This window comes from Nonomuraea deserti, assembly GCF_004348685.1.
GTDB lineage: Bacteria > Actinomycetota > Actinomycetes > Streptosporangiales > Streptosporangiaceae > Nonomuraea > Nonomuraea deserti.
This window is the reverse complement of the sequence record NZ_SMKO01000084.1, coordinates 21,175-38,206: the sequence shown is the minus strand read 5'-3', so window position 1 is coordinate 38,206 and position 17,032 is coordinate 21,175. Positions and strand designations below refer to the sequence as shown.

Genomic DNA, 17,032 nt, shown 5'->3' with positions numbered 1-17,032 from the left:
GGGCCGGGTGGTGCTGACAGCGCGGGCGGGAAGGAGCCGGGTGGCGCCCCGCCGGCCGACTCCAGCATGCGGTCCAGGGTCGCGGCGTCCGGCCTGGCCTCCAGGTCGCGTACGAGCAGGGCGGTGAGGACGGGCGCGAGCGGCCCGGCGCGCTCGGGCGGCGGCACCTCCTGGTTGAGCACGGCCGCCAGGGTGGCCAGCGCCGTGCTCCTGCGCAGCGGATGCCGCCCCTCCACCGCCATGTACATCATCATGCCGAGCGACCACAGGTCGGAGGCAGGCTCGCCTTCGACGCCGTTGATGCGCTCGGGCGCCATGTACTCGGGCGAGCCGATGAACGCGCCCGTCGCCGTCAGGGTGGTGGACTCGCGTACCGCGGCGATGCCGAAGTCGGTGAGCACCGACCGGCCGTCCTCGCGCAGCAGCACGTTGGCGGGTTTGACGTCGCGGTGCTGGATGCCGACGGCGTGCGCAGCCCGTAAGGCGGACAGCACCTCGCGGCCGAGGCGGGTCACCGCGTCCGGCGGCATGGGGCCGCGCTGGAGGCGGTCCTGCAGGGAGCCGCCGGGCACCAGCTCCATGACGATCCACGGGTAGTCGTGCTCTCCCGGGTCGACGATGTGGTGGATGATCGCCACGTGCGGGTGGTTGAGGCGGGCCAGTGCCCTGGCTTCGCGCAGCACCCTGGCGCGCAGCTCGCGGGCGCCGGCGGGGTCGGGCTCGTCCATGGCGGGGTCGGGCGGGCGCACCTCCTTGAGCGCGACCTCGCGGTGCAGGGCCATGTCCCAGGCCCGCCACACCAGGCCCATGCCCCCGCCGCCGAGCCGCTCCACGAGCTCGAAGCGGCCGTCGATCACCCGTTTGTGCATGAGGAGCAGATTATCCCCCCACTGTCAGGCGCTCGTGGCCAGCGCGTCCACCTCGACCCCGTACTGGAAGGGCAGGCCCTGGGCGTATCTGGCGAGCTCGTCCAGCGCCAGGTCCGCGATGCGTCCCAGCTCGCCGCCGAGCGAGCCGGCGATGTGCGGGGTGAGCAGCACGTTGGGCAGGTCGTAGAGGGGCGAATCGGCGGGCGGCACCTCGGGCTCGGTCACGTCGATCACCGCGTACAGCCGGCCGCTGGACAGCTCGGCGACGAGCGCGTCCTGGTCGACGAGCGCGCCGCGGGCGGTGTTGATGAGGGTCGCGCCGTCGCGCATCCGCGCGAGGCGGTCGGCGTCGACGAGGTGCCTGGTCTCGGGGAGCGCGGGCGCGTGCAGGCTGATCACGTCGCACCGCTCGAACAGCTCGTCCAGCTCGACGCGGGGCACGCCGAGGTCCTCCGTCAGGTGGGGGTCGGCGACGAGCACGTCGAGGTCGAACGGCCGCAGCAGCTCGATGACCCGCCGGCCGATCCAGGAGGCGCCGACGATGCCGATCGTGCGCCGGTAGTTGCCGAATCCGGCGAAGAGGCCGTCCAGGTCGAGGGACGTCCGCCGCTCGCGGTAGAGCCTGGCGACGTCCAGCACGCGCTTGTTGGCGAACAGGATCGAGGCCAGCGTGTATTCGGCGACGGGTTCGGCGTTGGCCGCGGCCGCGGAGGAGACGAGGATGCCGCGCTCCCAGCACGCCTCGGTGACGTGGTGTTTCACGCTGCCCGCCGCGTGCACGATCGCCCGCAGCCTGGGCGCCCTGGCCAGCACGTCGCCGGTGATCGGCGGGCACCACCAGCTCGTGCAGAGCACCTCGGCCTCGGCCAGCGCGCCGGCCACGGCCGGGTCGGCGAAGTCGTCGGCGACCAGGCCGGGGTCGGTGTCGGCGATGGCGGCCAACCGGTCGCGGGCCCGCCCGGTGAAGAGCTGTCCCGCCACCTGCCGCCCCATGGCGAGCAGGGTTCTGGGCCGTACATCAGTCATGGCGCTCCCCCCGACGGTGATCCAATCCTACCGTTTCGTCACGAGCGCTCCGATTCCGAGCGGGTCGATGTCAATCGTGCGCGGGCGGCGTCGATCCAGAGCCGGACGTTCGCCCGTTCACCGACCTCCAGCGCTTCCTGGTAGTGGGGTTCCGGCGGGCGGCCCAGGAAGGCGGCCAGGTCGCCGAGCACCTGAGCGGTGGGCCAGACCGCCAGGTAGCCGGTGCTCCCCACGGGCTCGGCCGAGAGCGGCAGCAGCGCGTCGTACGCCCGTTCCGCCCGCTCCCGGTCACCGAGGGCGACACCGAGCAGCCCCCGGACGGCGGTCAGCAGGTGCCAGAAGTAGTCGCGCCGCACGGGAGGCGGCTCGCCGGGCACCCAGGCGCGTGCCTCGTCGGCCCGGCCCGCGTGGCAGAGCGCGAGCGCGTACAGCTCCAGCCACTGTTCGCGCCACGGCCCCGCCGTCGCGAACGGCTCCAGATCGGGCAGGATCGGCGTGAGGTCGCCGCGCATCAGGCACATGGCGTACCGGCTGATCAGCAGCAGCCCCGCCTCGTGCTGCCACATGCCGAGCCGGCCCGCGAGCTCGGCGGCGGCACGACAGCGGGATTCGGCGGTGTCGTAGTCACCGGCGAGCGCCGCGCGCAGGCCGTCGTAGAAGCCGGTCACGGCCAGGGGCAGCGGCATGTCGTGCAGGTCGGCCAGCTGCCGGGCCCGCGCGGCGTGCCGGTCGGCGACGGTGAGCTCGGCGCGGTTGATGGCGGCCTGCATGAGGATGAGGTGGCCGAGCACCTCGACGGTCACGTCGGAGCCCGACAGGCGCAGCAGTTCGGCGCCGATCTCGGCGCGTTCCGCGTGGCCGCCGTACCGGAAGGTCTGGTGCAGGCGGCCGTTGAGGGCGAGCACGAGCAGGGCGGGGTCGCCGAGGCGGCGGGCCATGGCGACGGCCTCCTGGGAGGCGAGGTAGCCGCGTTCGGTCGGCTCGCCCTCCAGTTCGAAGGCCAGCGTGGTGAGCAGCCGGCAGCGGGTCGTGCCGTCGCCGGGCGGCAGCCGGGTCAGTGCCTGCTCGACGGCCTCGATCAGGGCGGTGTCGAGGGTGCCGTACTCGCGGCTGCTCCAGAACGTCGGCACCTCGAACGACACGATCACCCTGGCCAGCAGGTCGGGGTCGTCCAGCGGCAGCGCGTCACGGAGCGCGCGTTCCCTGTGGGTGCGGGCCGTGACCAGCCGGCCCGTGTTGGCCAGGGCGGACACCAGGGACAGGGTGAGCTCCAGGCGCTCGCGCGGGTCGACGGTCGCATCGAGCGCCTGCTGCCAGAGCGCGGCGGCCTCGTGGTGGGCGAAGCGGCGCTCGGCCTGCTCGGCGGCGAGCCCGGCGTAGCGCGCGGTCCTGGCGGGGTCGGCGGCGGAGGCGGCGTAGTGGTGGGCGAGCGCGGCCACGTCGCCGGGGTCGTGCTCCTCGATGGCCCGGGCCACGCGCAGGTGCAGGCGGGCCCTGCGGATGCGGGACAGATCGTCGTAGAGGGTGTCGCGGATGAGCACGTGCGCGAACCTCAGCCGCCCCGCCTCCGGCTCGGTCAGCAGCCCGGTGACCAGCCCCGACTCGATGGCGGACAGCACGGACTCCTCGTCGGCGCCGCTGACGGCGGCCAGCACGTCGACGTCGCTCTCGCGGCCGATGACCGCGCTCTGCCGCAGGATGGTCTGGGCCTGCGCGGGCAGCCTGGCCACGCGGCGGCGCAGCACGTCACGCACGCCCGCGGGCACCGCGACCACGCCCTCCGCGTCGAGCAGGCGCGCGGTCTCCCTGACGAAGAACGGGTTGCCGCCGGTGCGCTCGGCGATCTCCGCGACCGTGGCGGCGTCCGCCGGACGGCCGCAGGTCAGGCTGATCAGCTCGCCCACCTCGGGTGCCGCCAGGCCGTCGAGCTCCACCCTGTACGGCTCGCGCGCGGCGATGGCGGCCAGCGCGTCGGCGAGGTGGTCGTTCGGCTCGGTGTGCCGGTAGCTGCCCGCGACCAGGACCGGCAGCCCGGCGGCCGCGCCGATCACGTGGGTCAGCATGGCCAGCGTCTCGGCGTCGGCCCGGTGCAGGTCGTCGAGCACGAGCAGCAGCGGCCGCCCGATCGAGGTGACGAACGCGCCGACCGCCCGGTGCAGCCGGAACCTGGCCCCCGGCACGTCGCCGCGCACCGGGGTGTCGAACAGCAGCGGCGCGAGCGCCTCAGGATCTCCGGGCGGGAAGCGGGCGGCGAGCTCGCGCAGGAGCTCGGCCCAGGCCCAGCCCGCGGGGGCGCCCTCGTGCTCGGGGCAGCGGCCCCACCCGACGGTCCAGCCCCTGCCCTCCAGCGTGTCGCGTACCTGCTCCATGAACGCCGTCTTGCCGGCGCCGGGCTCCCCGCTGACCAGGACGACGCCGCCGTCCAGCGCGGTCACGCCGGCGAGCTCGGCGTGCCTGCCGACGTACGGCTGCGCGAGCGCGGCGGGGGCGGGCAGCGGCGCGGCCTCGCTGAGGTGCGCGGCCTGGGCGAGGATGTCCTCCTCCAGCCGCCGCAGCTCGGGGCCCGGGTCGACGCCGAGTTCCGCGGCCAGGTGGGCGCGGGCCCTGCGCAACGCGCCGAGCGCCTCTCCTTGCCGGCCGCACCGGTAGAGCGCCCTGGCCAGCAGCGCCCACACCGCCTCGCGCAGCGGATGCTCCCCGGCCAGCCGCTCGAGATCGGGCACGGCCCCCGCCGCCCGCCCCAGCCGGATGACCGCGTCGGCGTGGCGTTCGATCGTGGACAGGCGCAGCTCCTCCAGCCGCCCCGCCTCGGCGTCGGCCCAGTGGGCGCCGGCGAACTCCTGGTAGGCGGGGCCGTGCCAGAGCGCCAGCGCCTCGGCCAGCCGCTCGTGGCCGGCCGCCGGGTCGCTCACGATGCTCTCGAACCTCCACGCGTCCACCGCCCCCGCTTCCAGGAGCAGCGCGTATCCGGGCGGCTGGGTGACGAGCACGCCGGCCGGCGCCCGCGGCGACCTGCCCGGCTCCAGGGCCCGGCGCAGATTGGACACGTACGACTGGACGGCCGCGAGCGCCTTGGGCGGCACCTCGTGGGCGTAGAGGTCGTCGATGAGGCGGTCGACGGGCACCACCTGGCCACCGGCGGCCAGCAGGCGGGCGAGCACGGAACGCTGGCGCGGTCTGCCCAGCGCGACCGGCTCGCCGTCGAGGTGTGCGGCGAGCGGGCCGAGCACGCGGAAGGTCAGCACGATGCTGACACGGTACGACAGGCCCGCCCCCGAGCGAACGGCCATCGCAAGCCACTACGGGCCATCGCGAGCCGCTACGGGCCATTACGGCCATCGCGAGCCATTACGGCCCATCGCACGCCGGTCCGGAATCGGCCGCGATGGCGCCTACCTTGGGAGCCATGGATCCCGTCATCAGCCGCAGGGCGCTCAACCGGGCCACCCTGGACAGGCAGTTCCTGCTGCGCCGCACCACCCGCTCCGTGATCGACGTGGTGGAACACCTGGGAGGCCTCCAGGCCCAGACGCCGCACACCTGGTACACCGGCCTGTGGAACCGCATCGAGGGTTTCAAGCCCGACGACGCGGCCGGCCTGCTGTCCTCGCGCGAGCTCGTACGCATCGCGTTGCAGCGCTCGACCATCCACCTCGTCACCGCCCGCGACTGCCTGGCCATGCGGCCCCTGCTGCAGATCGTGGGCGAGCGCAGCGCCAGGGGCGCTTTCGGCAGGCGGCTGGAGGGGGTGGACCTGGACGAGCTGGCGGCCGCGGGGCGGGAGCTGCTGGAGGCGCGGCCGATGACGTTCGCCGAGCTGGGGCGGGCGCTGGCCGAGCGGTGGCCGTCGCACGATCCGCACGCGCTGGGCCAGGGCGTGCGGTGGCTGGTGCCGCTGGTGCAGGTGCCGCCCCGCGGGCTGTGGGGCAGGAGCGGGCCCATCGCCCACACGACCGCCGAGTGCTGGCTGGGCTTCGAGGCGCCGCCGATGACGCCCGCGGAGCTGGTGCTGCGCTATCTGGCGGCGTTCGGCCCCGCGTCGGTGATGGACGTGCAGACGTGGTCGGGGCTGACGCGGCTGGGCGAGGTGGTCGAGTCGCTGGACCTGGCGCGGTTCACCGACGAGAACGGCAGGACCCTGTACGACCTGCCGGGCGCGGCCCGCCCCTCCGAGGACACCCCGGCGCCGGTCCGCCTGATGTACGACTTCGACAACCTCTTCCTGTCGCACGCCGACCGGTCCAGGGTCATCACGGAGCGGGGTGCCGCCACGCTGAAGAGCTGCGTGGGCAAGAACGGGGTCCTCCCGCGGATCATCCTCGTGGACGGTGTCACGGCCGGCGACTGGACGGTCACCCGCACCAAGGGCACCTCCACGCTCACCCTCCACCAGTGGGAGCCGATCTCCGTCATGGAGGAGGCCGAGGAGGAGGGCCGGCGGCTGCTGGAGTTCCTGGCCCCGGGCGACAAGCACGCGATCGCGGTCGCGGACGGCCCTTTCCGCTCGTGACGTCGTTCCCCACCCGTTCTGCACTGCAGAACAATGTGCTGCAAAGGTGGTTCTGTCGGTATGTTGGCCCACGTGCCGGAACGCAACCAGTCCGCCTCGCTCAGACGTGCGCTGGCCGTGCTGGAGCACGTCCGCGAGCACTCGGGGCTGTCGCTCACGCAGCTGGCCGAGGCCGTCGGCCTGCCCAAGAGCACGGTGCTGCGGCTGGCCGCGCCGCTCGTCGAGGCCAGGCTGCTCGACCGCGACCGTAGGACGGGCGCCTACCGGCTGGGCCACGGCACGCTGCGGCTCGGCCAGTCCTACCTGGCCACGCTCGACCTGCGGGCGGTCGCGGCGGAGGAGTCGCATCGGCTGATGACCGAAGTGCGCGACACCAGACACACGATCGTCGACCCCGAACGGCTCCGCGCCGACCTGGCCCACACCATGCGCCGCGGCTACGCGGTCGACGACCGCGAGAACGAGCCCGAGGTGCGCTGCGTCGCGGCGCCGATCTTCAACCACCACGACGCGGTCGCCGCCGCCATCTCCGTCTCCGGGCTCACCTCGCGGATCACCGCCGCGCGGGTGCGCGAGCTGGGGCCGCTGGTGGCGGGGGCGGCGGTGCGGATCTCGAGAAAGCTGGGTAGCCAGTGCCAATGACCGGGCCGACGACTGGGCCGACGACCGAACTGGTGACCTTCGGCGAGACCATGGCGCTGTTCGCCGCCCGCCGCACGGGGCCGATGCGCTTCGCCCGCGACTTCGACCTGGGTCTGGGCGGCGCCGAGTCGAACGTCGCGATCGGCGTCGCCCGGCTCGGCCACGGCGCAGCCTGGGTCGGCAGGGTGGGCGCCGACGAGTTCGGCGACCTGATCCGCTCGACCCTGCAGGGCGAGGGCGTGGACGTGCGGGCCATCGCCGACCCCGACGCGCCGACCGGGCTGATGATCAAGGGCAGGCGCACGGCCGACCTCATCGACGTGCGCTACTACCGCAAGGACAGCGCGGGCTCGCGGTTGTGCGCCGCCGACCTCGACCCGGAGCTCATCCGTTCCGCCCGCGTGCTGCACGTCTCCGCGATCACGCCGGCGCTCTCCGGCTCGGCACGGGAGGCCGTACGCCACGCGATCGCCGAGGCCCGGGCCGCGGGGGTGCTCGTCTCGCTCGACGTCAACTACCGCAGGGCACTGTGGACGCCCGCCGAGGCGGGGGCGTGGCTGCGCGAGACGGTCGGCGACGTGGACGTGCTGTTCGCGACCGAGGCCGAGGGCCGGCTGATCGCCGACGTCGAAGGCGCCACCGAGCTGGCCGGGGCGCTGGCGAAGCTGGGGCCGCGGCACGTGCTGATCAAGTTCGGGGCCGAGGGCGCCATGGAGTTGTCCGACGGCGTCGAACGGAGGGCGGAGCCCTACACCGTGACCGAGGTCGACCCCGTGGGGGCCGGCGACGCGTTCGCGGCGGGCTGGCTGGCGGACTGGCTGGCCGGGGCGGAGCCCGCGCAGCGGCTCAGCACGGCGTGCGCGGCGGGGGCGTTCGCCGTGACCTCGCAGGGTGACTGGGAGAGCCTGCCGCGGCGGGCCGACCTGAGCCTGCTACGGCGGCCCGCCGACGGCGTGAGCAGGTGATCACGCCGCCTCGCTGCTGGTTGTCAAACGGTTGACTTCGCACGACAGCCCGTAGCATGGCGTCCATGAAGCGCCCGCTGGGAGAGCTCGAGTCCACGATCATGAACAGGATGTGGTCCTACCGCCGGCCCGCCTCCGTCCGTGACGTTCTCGAAGACCTCCGCCAGGAGCGCGAGATCGCCTACACCACGGTCATGACCGTGATGGACAAGCTGCACACCAAGGGCCTGCTCAAGCGCGAGCCGGTCGGCCGGGCGTACGTCTACGAGCCGATCTTCACCAAAGAGGCCTACACCGCGGAGCTGATGCGGCACGCGCTGGCCACCAGCGGCAACCAGGCCGCCACCCTGGTCCACTTCCTGGAGCGGCTCACGCCCGAGGAGGCCACCGCGCTGGAGGCCGCGCTGCGGGTCTATCCCCCCAAGGGTCACCGGGCCTAGCGAGCAGCCCCGGGCAGGATCGGGCGCCCGCGCCATCGACCATTCCTTTCCCTGTTTCCGCTACGGGCTTGGGGGCAGGCGGGGAGAACTCGTCCGGGGAAGGAACGATGATGACTGATGTTTCCGGCATGGGTTCCGGGCCGAACGACGAGCGCGAGGTGCTCACCAACCGGCAGGGACACCCGGTATACGACAACCAGAACCAGCGGACGATCGGCCCGCGCGGCCCCGCGACGCTGGAGAACTACCAGTTCCTGGAGAAGATCAGCCACTTCGACCGGGAGCGCATTCCCGAGCGCGTGGTGCACGCCAGGGGCACGACCAGCTATGGCTTCTTCGAGGCGTACGGCAAGCTCGGCGACGAGCCGATCAGCCGGTTCACCAGGGCCAAGCTCTTCCAGGAGGCGGGCAAGCGCACCGACGTCGCCCTGCGCTTCTCCACCGTGATCGGCGGCCGGGACTCCGCGGAGACCGCCCGTGACCCGCGCGGTTTCGCGATCAAGTTCTACACCGAGGACGGCAACTGGGACCTCGTCGGCAACAACCTGGCGGTCTTCTTCATCAGGGACGCCATCAAGTTCCCCGACGTGATCCACTCGCTGAAGCCCGACCCGGTCACGTTCCGGCAGGATCCCAACCGCATCTTCGACTTCATGTCGCAGACGCCCGAGAGCCTGCACATGCTGGTCAACCTGTTCAGCCCGCGCGGCATCCCCGCCGACTACCGGCACATGCAGGGGTTCGGCGTGAACACGTACAGGTGGGTCAACCGGCAGGGCGAGTCGTTCCTGGTGAAGTACCACTGGATGCCCAAGCAGGGCGTGCGCAGCATGACCGAGGCCGACGCCGCGGTCATCCAGGGCAACGACCTGGGGCATGCCACCAGGGACCTGCACGACGCCATCGAGCGCGGCGATCACCCGGAATGGGAGCTGCTGGTCCAGCTGATGAGCGACGACGAGCATCCCGAGCTCGACTTCGACCCGCTGGACGACACCAAGGTGTGGCCGGAGAACGAGTTCCCCGCGCTGCCGGTCGGGCGGCTGGTGCTCGACAGGAACGTGGACAACCAGTTCGCCGAGAACGAGCAGGCCGCGTTCGGCACCGGCGTGCTGGTGGACGGGCTGGACTTCTCCGACGACAAGATGCTCATCGGCCGGACGTTCTCCTACAGCGACACCCAGCGCTACCGTGTCGGGCCCAACTACCTGCAGCTGCCGGTCAACCAGGCCAGGAACGCCGCCATCCGCACCAACCAGCGCGACGGACTGATGACGTACTTCGTCGACACCGGGGGCGAGGACCCGCACATCAACTACGAGCCGTCGCTGCGCGGCGGCCTGCGCGAGGCCGAGTACCCGCATCCTGACGAGGTCGGCCCCGAGGTCAGCGGGAGGCTCACCCGCAAGCGCATCCCGCGCGCCAACGACTACGTCCAGCCGGGACAGCGTTACCTACTCATGGAGCAGTGGGAGCGCGACGACCTCGTGCACAATCTCGTCTCCGCGCTGCGGCAGTGCGACCGGCGCATCCAGGAGCGCATGGTCTGGCACTTCCTGCTCGCCGAGGACGAGCTCGGGCTGCGCGTCGGCGAAGGGCTGGGCATCAGCCCCGACGACGTGGCGCAGCTGGAGCCGCTGAAGAGCCAGGACCTCACCGAGGAGGACCGCGACCGGCTGGCCAAGCTGGGCAGGAACGGCCCCCGCGACGTCGAGGGTCTGAAGATGACGCACTGCGTGCCGAACGACCGCGCCGCGCACGCGGGGAGCTGACCTGGCGCTTTACGTCCGGGCCTCCAGGGTGGAGGCTCGGAGCTAGGGGAGGTGCACACGATGGACGACAAGCAGTGGAACGTGCAGATCTGGATCCATGAGGACGACGAGGACGCCGTGACCACGGCCACGGCGGTCCTGTTCACCCCGGACGGCAAGCGGCACGAGAGCGTGGCGCGCGCCCGGCGCAATCCCGTCGACCGGCCCGTACCCGGGATCGGGGACGAGCTGGCCGTCGGTCGGGCGTTGTCCGACCTCTCGGCGAAGCTCATCCAGGACGGCGCGGAGGACGTCGCCCAGCTGTCCAGCCCGGTCTGACCAGCCGGTCTGACCAGCCGGTCTGACCAGCCGGTCTGACCAGCCTGGCTGACCGGCCGTCCGACCAGGGCTAGAGCAGGCCGGCGGCGGCCAGGAGCTTGCCGATCCTGCCGGTCTCGTCGTCGTTGAGCGGGGTCTGCGGGAGCGCGGTGACCGGGCAGTCGATGACGCCGCGCAGATGCAGCGCGGCCTTGAACGCCCCGAGGCCGGACGAGCTGCCGCCCATGCGCGAACCGCCGACGCGGACGATCTCGAACAGCCTCGCCAGGCGCTCCTGCTCGGCCCTGGCTGCCTCCCAGTCGCCGCGGGAGGCGCAACGGTAGAGCTCGGCGTAGCCGTGCGGGTCGACGTTGCCCAGCCCGGGCACCACGCCGTCGGCGCCCATCCAGAGGGCCGAGTCCACGGTCACCTCCGACCCGGTCAGCACGCTGAACGGCGCCGCGCGGCCCAAGATGACCTCGCGCAGGCCGCCGTCGTCGCCGCTCGAGTCCTTGACCCCGGCCAGCGCGCCCTCCGCGGCCAGTTCGAGCACCAGACCGGCGCTCAGCTTGGTGTGCACCGACACGGGCAGGTCATAGGCGTAGACCGGCAGCCCGCCCAGCGCGGCGATCGTCCGGAAATGCGTGCGGATCTCGTCGGGGTGGGTGCGCGTGTAGAAGGGCGCGGTCGCCACCAGCCCCGACACTCCGGCCTCGCGCGCGACGCGGGCGTGTTCGAGCACCCGCGGCGTCGTCATGTCGATCACCCCGGCCAGCACCGGCACCTGACCGCCCGCGTGCCCGACCACGGTGTCCAGCACCACCCGCCGCTGCGTGTCCGTCAGGTACGCCACCTCCGACGAGGAGCCCAGGACGAACAGCGCGTCCACGCCCCCGGCCAGCAAGTGGTCGACCAGCCGGGTGAGCGACGCGGTGTCCACCTGGTGATCGGGGGTCAAAGGGGTGCACACCGGGGGGATCACTCCGGTCAGCCTCATGGGCGCTCCTGGATCAGTTCGAGGTCGGTCGCTCCTGCCGCCACCGGGTGGTGGCAGTGGAACAGATGGTCGTCGTCCGTCTGCGCCGCGGGCATCTCCGCCGCGCAGGCGTCGTCCGCCCGCCAGCACCGCGTGCGGAACGGGCAGCCGCTCGGCGGCCTGGTGGCCGAGGGGACGGCGCCCACGAGCGGGATCGGGTTGATCGGCGAGATCAGCCCGGGGGTGGCGGAGAACAGCGCCCGCGTGTACGGGTGCCGGGCGCTCAGCGGCACGGCCTGCGCGGGTGTCTGCTCGACGATCCGGCCCAGGTACATGGTGACGACGCGGTCGCTCATCCTGCGTACGGTCTGGATGTCGTGCGAGACGAACACCAGGGCCAGCCCGAGCCGTTCCTTCAGGTCGAGCAGCAGGTTGAGGATCTGGGCGCGGACGGACACGTCGAGCGCGCTGGTGGGCTCGTCGGCCACGACCAGGTCGGGTTCGAGCGCGAGCGCCCTGGCCACGGCCACGCGCTGGCGCTGCCCGCCGGACAGCTGGCCGGGCAGCGCGTCGGCGGCGCTGGACGGCAGCCCGACCAGGTCGATCAGCTCGCGTACGCGGGCCTCGCGCTGGGCGGGCGTGCCGCGGCGGTGCACGTTGAGCGGGTCGCGCAGCACCTGCCGGACGGGCAGGCGCCGGTTGAGCGCCGTGGACGGGTCCTGGAAGATCATGCCGACGCTCGACCCGACGAGCGCGCGCCGTTCCGCCTCCTTGAGCCCCCACAGCTCCTCGCCACGGAAGGTCACGGTGCCGGAGGTCGGCCGCTGCAGGCCGACCAGCACCTTGGCCAGCGTCGACTTCCCGCATCCCGACTCGCCGACGATGCCGACGGTCTCGCCGGCGGCGACGGTGAGGTTCGCGCCGGTCAGGGCGTAGACGCGGTCCCGCTTGAAGAGGCCGCCGGAGCGGGCCTTGTGCACGACGTGCACGTCGTCGAGCTCAAGCACGCTGCTCACTCCTCGTCTCGCGGTTCGGGTCCGCTCCGGCGGCCACCGGGTGGTGGCAGGCCACCGCGTGCGTGGCTTCCCCGTTGAGCGGGCCCCGCAGGACGGGGGCCTCGGTACGGCACACGTCGGTGGCCATCGGGCACCGGTCGGCGAACCGGCAGCCGTCGGGGAAGTCGGCGGGGGCGGGCACGACGCCGCGGATCTGCGTGAGCCGCTCGGCCCCGGCCTCCAGCGACAGCACCGAGCCGAGCAGGCCGCGGGCGTAGTGGTGGGCGGGCGCGCCGACTAGGGAGGGCGTGGCGCCGGTCTCGACGATCTGGCCGCCGTACATGACGACCACGCGGTCGGTGACGTCGGCGACCAGCGCGAGGTCGTGCGAGACGAGGATCAGCGCGAACCCGAGCTCCTCGCGCAGCTTCAGCAGCAGCTCGATGACCTGCGCCTGGACGGTCACGTCGAGCGCGGTGGTGGGCTCGTCGGCGACGATCAGCTTGGGTTCGCGCGACAGCGCCATCGCGATCAGCACCCGCTGCCGCTGACCGCCCGACAGCTCGTGCGGGTAGGACGACAGGGTGCGGCGGGCGTCGAGGCCGACGAGTTCGAGCAGCTCGGCGGGGGTGCGCCGGCCGCCGCGGCGGGTGAGCTGCTTGAGCTGGGCGTTGATGGTCATGGCGGGGTTGAGCGAGGACAGCGCGTCCTGGTAGATCATCGCCATCTCGTGCCCGAGCAGCCGGCGGCGGGCGCGGCGCGGCAGCGAGAGCAGCTCCCGCTGGTCGAAGCGCACGTGGCCGCTGACGCGGGCGTCGCGGGGCTGCAGGCCCATGATGGTCAGCGCGGTCAGTGACTTGCCGCAGCCCGACTCGCCCACCAGGCCGAGCACCTCGCCGGGACGCACCTCGAAGCCGATGCCGTCGACGATGTCCACTCCTTCGGCGAACCCGATGCGCAGCCGTTCCACCGTGAGGACGGGCGGCCCCTGGGGCAGCGGGCGGGCGCGTTCGGCCAGCCGGCGCGCGGCCTCGGCCAGCCCGGGCAGCTCGACGACCTCGCCGGAGCCCGGCTGGGCCCGCTCGAAGGCGTCCTCCTCCTTCCTGACCGGCGCCTTGCGGGCGGCGGGTGCGGCCCAGGCGTCGGAGACGCCTTCGGAGAGGATGTTCAGGGCGAGCACGGTCAGCAGGATCAGCAGGCCGGGGAAGACCGTGCCCCACCAGCCGCCGAGCAGCACCAGGTTCTTGCCGTCGGCGATGACGCTGCCCCACGACGGGTCCGGCGGTCGTACGCCGGCGCCGATGAACGACAGCGACGCCTCGAACACGATCGCGTCGGCCACCATCACCGTGCAGAACACCAGCACCGGCGCCGCGCAGTTGATCGCGACGTGCTTGATGACGATGTGCGGGGTGCGGGCGCCGATGATGCGCTCGGCCGCGACGTAGTCCTCGCCGTACTGGGCGAGGACGTTGGCCCGTACGACCCTGGCCACGGACGGCATGTAGAGGAAGGCGATGGCCATGACCAGGACGGGGATGCTGCCGCCGAACACGGCGACGAGCACGGCCGCCAGCGCGATGCCGGGGAACGCCATGATCACGTCGAGCAGGCGCATGATCGTCTCGTCCACGGCCTTGCGCGAGGTGGCCGCGACGGCGCCGATGGCGGCGCCGGCCACCAGGGCGAGCCCGGTCGCGCCGAGGCCGATGACGAGCGACCAGCGGGCGCCGTACAGGAGCCTGGACATGATGTCGCGATTGGCGCTGTCGAGCCCCATCCAGTGCTCGGCCGACGGGCCGCCGCCGGACGCCTCCTGGAAGAACGGCGAGTGCGGCGCGATGAGCGGCGCCAGCACCGCCGCCAGCACGACGGCGGCGATGAGGCCGAGCGAGATCCACGACAGCGGCTTCAGCCTGCGGAACGTCACGCCCGGCCGGGCAAGGCGGTCGGTGAGTCCACGTCTCATGAGGCGCTCCTGAGGCGGGGGTTGACCAGCAGGTAGAGGACGTCGACGACCAGGTTGACGATCATGAAGCCGACGGCGATGGTCAGCACCACGCCCTGGACGACGGCGGGGTCGCCGTCGCGCACGGCGTTGATCATGAGCTGTCCCATGCCGGGCAGCCCGTAGATCGTCTCGATGACCACGGTGCCGCCGATCAGGTAGCCGATGCGCAGGCCGAGCACGGTCAGCGGGTTGATCAGCGCGTTGCGCAGCACGTTCCTGCCGATGACCACGATCGGCGGCAGGCCGCTGCCGTACGCGGTGCGCACGTAGTCGCGGTCCAGCTCCTCCACCACCGACGTGCGGATGATGCGGGTGAGCTGGGCGGCGATCGGCAACGACAGGGACAGGGCGGGCAGCGTCATCGACCGCAGCCAGCCGGCGAACGAGTCGGCCGGGTTGATGTAGCCGCTGGTGGGGAACAGCCCCTCACCGACCGCCAGCCACTGGATCATCAGCAGCGCCAGCCAGAACGACGGCGCCGCCACCCCGACCAGCGACACCAGGCGGACGAGCTGGTCCGGCCAGCGGTCGCGGTACAGCGCCGCGACCACGCCGAACACGAACGACAGCACCAGCCCCACGATCAGGCCGAGGAACGTCAGCTGCAGCGTCAGCGGCAGGGCCGTCGTCACCGACTCGATGACCGGCTTCTTGGTGAGCACGCTGGTGCCCATGTCGCCTTGCGCCAGATCCATGACGAAGCGGACGTAGCGCAGCGGGAGCGGGTCCAGCAGCCCGTTCTCGAGCTGGAACTGGCGGATCTGCTCGGGGGTCGGGTTCGCGCCCTGGAAGTACGCGTACTCCGGCTTGCTGTTGGAGAAGCGCATCACGATGAACACGAACGCGACCACGCCGAGCACCAGCGGGATCAGGATGAGGAGCCGCCGCAGCAGCATCCGGGCGACGAGCGTCATGTCCTCTTGGCCTGCAGGAGGTTGATGCCGGGGTACGGCTGGGCCTCGATGCCGGACAGCTTCTTCGCGTCCCAGGCGGTCATGAGCTCGGTGTGGACGACCGGGTAGAGCACGGCCTGCTCAGCGATCATGTCCAGATATCTGTGGACAGTCGCCTTCTTCTTCTCTTTGTCCGGTTCCTTGGTCGCCTCGTCCATCAGGGCGAACAGCGCCTCGGCGTCCTTGCTGCCGTCGTAGCCGGCGTACTTCATCCACAGGCCGCCCTCGACGAAGTTGTAGCGGCAGATCAGGTCGGCGTCCATGCCGAACTGGTTGGGGTTCGAGGCCGCGGCGACCACCTGGTAGTCCTGTCCCTGGTCCATCTTGGTGAACAACGCGGCCGTGTCCTGCGGCTCCAGCGTGGTCCTGATGCCGACCGCCTCCCACGAGGCGGCGATGGTCGGCAGGCAGTCGGCGATCCAGCTCACGTTGACGGCCATCAGGTTGACCGTCAGGTTGCTGATGCCCGCCTCCTTCAGCAGCGCCTTCGCCTTGTCGGGGTCGTAGTCGTAGACGACGGAGGCCCGCTCGTGGTCGGGGTGGCCCTCGTTGAGGAAGGAGCTGGAGGCCGTGCCGTGGCCCTTGAGCGCCACGTCGATCAGCTTCTGCTTGTCGATCGCGTAGTGCAGCGCCTGGCGCACCCGTACGTCGTCGAACGGCTTGGCGCCCGTGTTGAACATCAGGAACATGTGGTTCATGCCCTTGCCGCCCTCGACCGTCAGCCCCTGCTGCTTGAGCTGGTCGACGTTGGCGTAGGGGATGTTGTCGGCGATCTGCGCCTCGGCCGAGCCGCCGGAGATCTTGGCCACCCGGGCCGCGGCGTCGACGATCGTCAGCCAGTTCATCTTCTTGACCGTGGCGGGGCGCGGGCCGTTGTAGCCGTCGTACGCCTCGAAGGAGGTGTTGGACTTGGGGTTGTGCGCGGCCAGCTTGTACGGCCCCGATCCCACGGCCTTGCCGCCCTTGGCCTGGTCCCAGGCGCCGGCCTGGCCGAACACGTGCTTGGGCATGATCTTGGCGATGGTCAGCCGGGGCGCGGCGTCGGCGAAGGGGAACTTGAAGACCAGCTCGACGTTCCGGTCATCGATCTTCTTCACCTCCTCCAGCCAGGACCTGAAGAAGTTGCCGACCAGCACGTTCGCCTCGGGGTCGAGGACGCGTTCGAAGGTGAAGACGACGTCGTCGGCGGTGACCGGCTTGCCGTCGTGCCACGTGGCGCCCTCCCGGAGGGTGAACTTCCATGAGGTCGCGTCCAGGTCGGACGGCAGCTCGGTGGCGAGCGCGGCGTACGGCTCACGGGTGATCGGGTCGGTGTCGAGCAGCCCTTCGTAGACGTGGCTGATCCCGGCCATCGCGAAGGCGGACGCGGTCTGCGTCGGGTCCCAGCTCTGGTCGTTGCCGTACCCGATGACGGCGGTGATCAGGTCCTTGTTGGATCCGGCGCCGACCGAGCCGGTCGACGCCGGGCCTCCGGAACAGGCGGAGAGGGTGGCCGCGATGAACGCCGCCGCACCCGTCGCTCCGCTGTAACGCAGGAAGTCGCGGCGGCTGAAGTCAGAGCTCACGGATGCCTCCT

At 72.0% G+C, this 17,032-nt stretch carries 14 protein-coding genes; 6 read left to right on the top strand and 8 right to left on the bottom strand.

Annotated elements, in window-relative coordinates; all coding sequences use genetic code 11:
* From E1292_RS27250 to E1292_RS27240, 3 genes are all read right to left on the bottom strand, one after another.
* The coding region (locus tag E1292_RS27250; RefSeq protein ID WP_220447086.1) for a serine/threonine-protein kinase at positions 1–869 on the bottom strand (869 nt) is incomplete at its 3' end.
* 24 nt (positions 870–893) lie between these two features.
* Positions 894–1,895, bottom strand: a complete 1,002-nt coding sequence (locus E1292_RS27245; protein WP_132598053.1) for a hydroxyacid dehydrogenase — start codon at positions 1,893–1,895, stop codon at positions 894–896.
* Between the two features lie 38 nt (positions 1,896–1,933).
* Positions 1,934–5,185, bottom strand: coding sequence for an ATP-binding protein (locus tag E1292_RS27240; protein WP_246090360.1), 3,252 nt, complete (start codon positions 5,183–5,185; stop codon positions 1,934–1,936).
* Between the two features lie 116 nt (positions 5,186–5,301).
* Here E1292_RS27240 and E1292_RS27235 point away from each other — a divergent pair, with 116 nt between their 5' ends.
* From E1292_RS27235 to E1292_RS27210, 6 genes are all read left to right on the top strand, one after another.
* A complete protein-coding gene (locus E1292_RS27235; protein ID WP_132598052.1) occupies positions 5,302–6,405 on the top strand; it encodes a winged helix DNA-binding domain-containing protein in 1,104 nt (367 codons plus the stop codon).
* Positions 6,406–6,465: 60 nt separating this feature from the next.
* Positions 6,466–7,047, top strand: a complete 582-nt coding sequence (locus tag E1292_RS27230) for an IclR family transcriptional regulator (RefSeq protein WP_132598051.1) — start codon at positions 6,466–6,468, stop codon at positions 7,045–7,047.
* Positions 7,044–8,012, top strand: coding sequence for a sugar kinase (locus E1292_RS27225; protein WP_132598050.1), 969 nt, complete (start codon positions 7,044–7,046; stop codon positions 8,010–8,012). The genes E1292_RS27230 and E1292_RS27225 overlap by 4 nt, the downstream gene beginning before the upstream one ends.
* A gap of 65 nt (positions 8,013–8,077) precedes the next feature.
* A complete protein-coding gene (locus E1292_RS27220; protein WP_132598049.1) occupies positions 8,078–8,452 on the top strand; it encodes a BlaI/MecI/CopY family transcriptional regulator in 375 nt (124 codons plus the stop codon).
* 110 nt (positions 8,453–8,562) lie between these two features.
* The gene (locus E1292_RS27215) at positions 8,563–10,224 is read left to right on the top strand and encodes a catalase (RefSeq protein ID WP_132598048.1); all 1,662 of its coding nucleotides are present in this window, start codon (positions 8,563–8,565) and stop codon (positions 10,222–10,224) included.
* 60 nt (positions 10,225–10,284) lie between these two features.
* A complete protein-coding gene (locus E1292_RS27210; RefSeq protein ID WP_132598047.1) occupies positions 10,285–10,542 on the top strand; it encodes a DUF1876 domain-containing protein in 258 nt (85 codons plus the stop codon).
* 70 nt (positions 10,543–10,612) lie between these two features.
* Here E1292_RS27210 and E1292_RS27205 read toward each other — a convergent pair whose 3' ends face one another.
* Genes E1292_RS27205 through E1292_RS27185 form a run of 5 tightly spaced genes read right to left on the bottom strand, consistent with a single transcriptional unit; the run spans position 10,613 to position 17,021 of the window.
* Positions 10,613–11,518, bottom strand: a complete 906-nt coding sequence (locus tag E1292_RS27205) for a dihydrodipicolinate synthase family protein (protein WP_132598046.1) — start codon at positions 11,516–11,518, stop codon at positions 10,613–10,615.
* Positions 11,515–12,504: an oligopeptide/dipeptide ABC transporter ATP-binding protein gene (locus E1292_RS27200; protein WP_246090359.1), complete on the bottom strand. Its 990-nt coding sequence runs from the start codon at positions 12,502–12,504 to the stop codon at positions 11,515–11,517. Before E1292_RS27200 ends, E1292_RS27205 begins: the two co-directional genes overlap by 4 nt.
* On the bottom strand, positions 12,497–14,461 hold the full coding sequence (locus E1292_RS27195) for a dipeptide/oligopeptide/nickel ABC transporter permease/ATP-binding protein (protein ID WP_132598044.1): 1,965 nt from the start codon (positions 14,459–14,461) through the stop codon (positions 12,497–12,499). The genes E1292_RS27200 and E1292_RS27195 overlap by 8 nt, the downstream gene beginning before the upstream one ends.
* Positions 14,458–15,417, bottom strand: a complete 960-nt coding sequence (locus E1292_RS27190; protein WP_132598043.1) for an ABC transporter permease — start codon at positions 15,415–15,417, stop codon at positions 14,458–14,460. Before E1292_RS27190 ends, E1292_RS27195 begins: the two co-directional genes overlap by 4 nt.
* A complete protein-coding gene (locus tag E1292_RS27185; RefSeq protein WP_132598042.1) occupies positions 15,414–17,021 on the bottom strand; it encodes an ABC transporter substrate-binding protein in 1,608 nt (535 codons plus the stop codon). Before E1292_RS27185 ends, E1292_RS27190 begins: the two co-directional genes overlap by 4 nt.
* Between the last annotated feature and the right edge of the window lie 11 nt (positions 17,022–17,032).

Bases quoted from the DNA above. Each gene is read 5' to 3' on its own strand.
- E1292_RS27245 (WP_132598053.1), bottom strand. From the start codon at position 1,895: ATGACTGATGTACGGCCCAGAACCCTGCTCGCCATGGGGCGGCAGGTG.
- E1292_RS27240 (WP_246090360.1), bottom strand. From the start codon at position 5,185: ATGGCCGTTCGCTCGGGGGCGGGCCTGTCGTACCGTGTCAGCATCGTG.
- E1292_RS27235 (WP_132598052.1), top strand. From the start codon at position 5,302: ATGGATCCCGTCATCAGCCGCAGGGCGCTCAACCGGGCCACCCTGGAC.
- E1292_RS27230 (WP_132598051.1), top strand. From the start codon at position 6,466: ATGTTGGCCCACGTGCCGGAACGCAACCAGTCCGCCTCGCTCAGACGT.
- E1292_RS27225 (WP_132598050.1), top strand. From the start codon at position 7,044: ATGACCGGGCCGACGACTGGGCCGACGACCGAACTGGTGACCTTCGGC.
- E1292_RS27220 (WP_132598049.1), top strand. From the start codon at position 8,078: ATGAAGCGCCCGCTGGGAGAGCTCGAGTCCACGATCATGAACAGGATG.
- E1292_RS27215 (WP_132598048.1), top strand. From the start codon at position 8,563: ATGACTGATGTTTCCGGCATGGGTTCCGGGCCGAACGACGAGCGCGAG.
- E1292_RS27210 (WP_132598047.1), top strand. From the start codon at position 10,285: ATGGACGACAAGCAGTGGAACGTGCAGATCTGGATCCATGAGGACGAC.
- E1292_RS27205 (WP_132598046.1), bottom strand. From the start codon at position 11,518: ATGAGGCTGACCGGAGTGATCCCCCCGGTGTGCACCCCTTTGACCCCC.
- E1292_RS27195 (WP_132598044.1), bottom strand. From the start codon at position 14,461: ATGAGACGTGGACTCACCGACCGCCTTGCCCGGCCGGGCGTGACGTTC.
- E1292_RS27190 (WP_132598043.1), bottom strand. From the start codon at position 15,417: ATGACGCTCGTCGCCCGGATGCTGCTGCGGCGGCTCCTCATCCTGATC.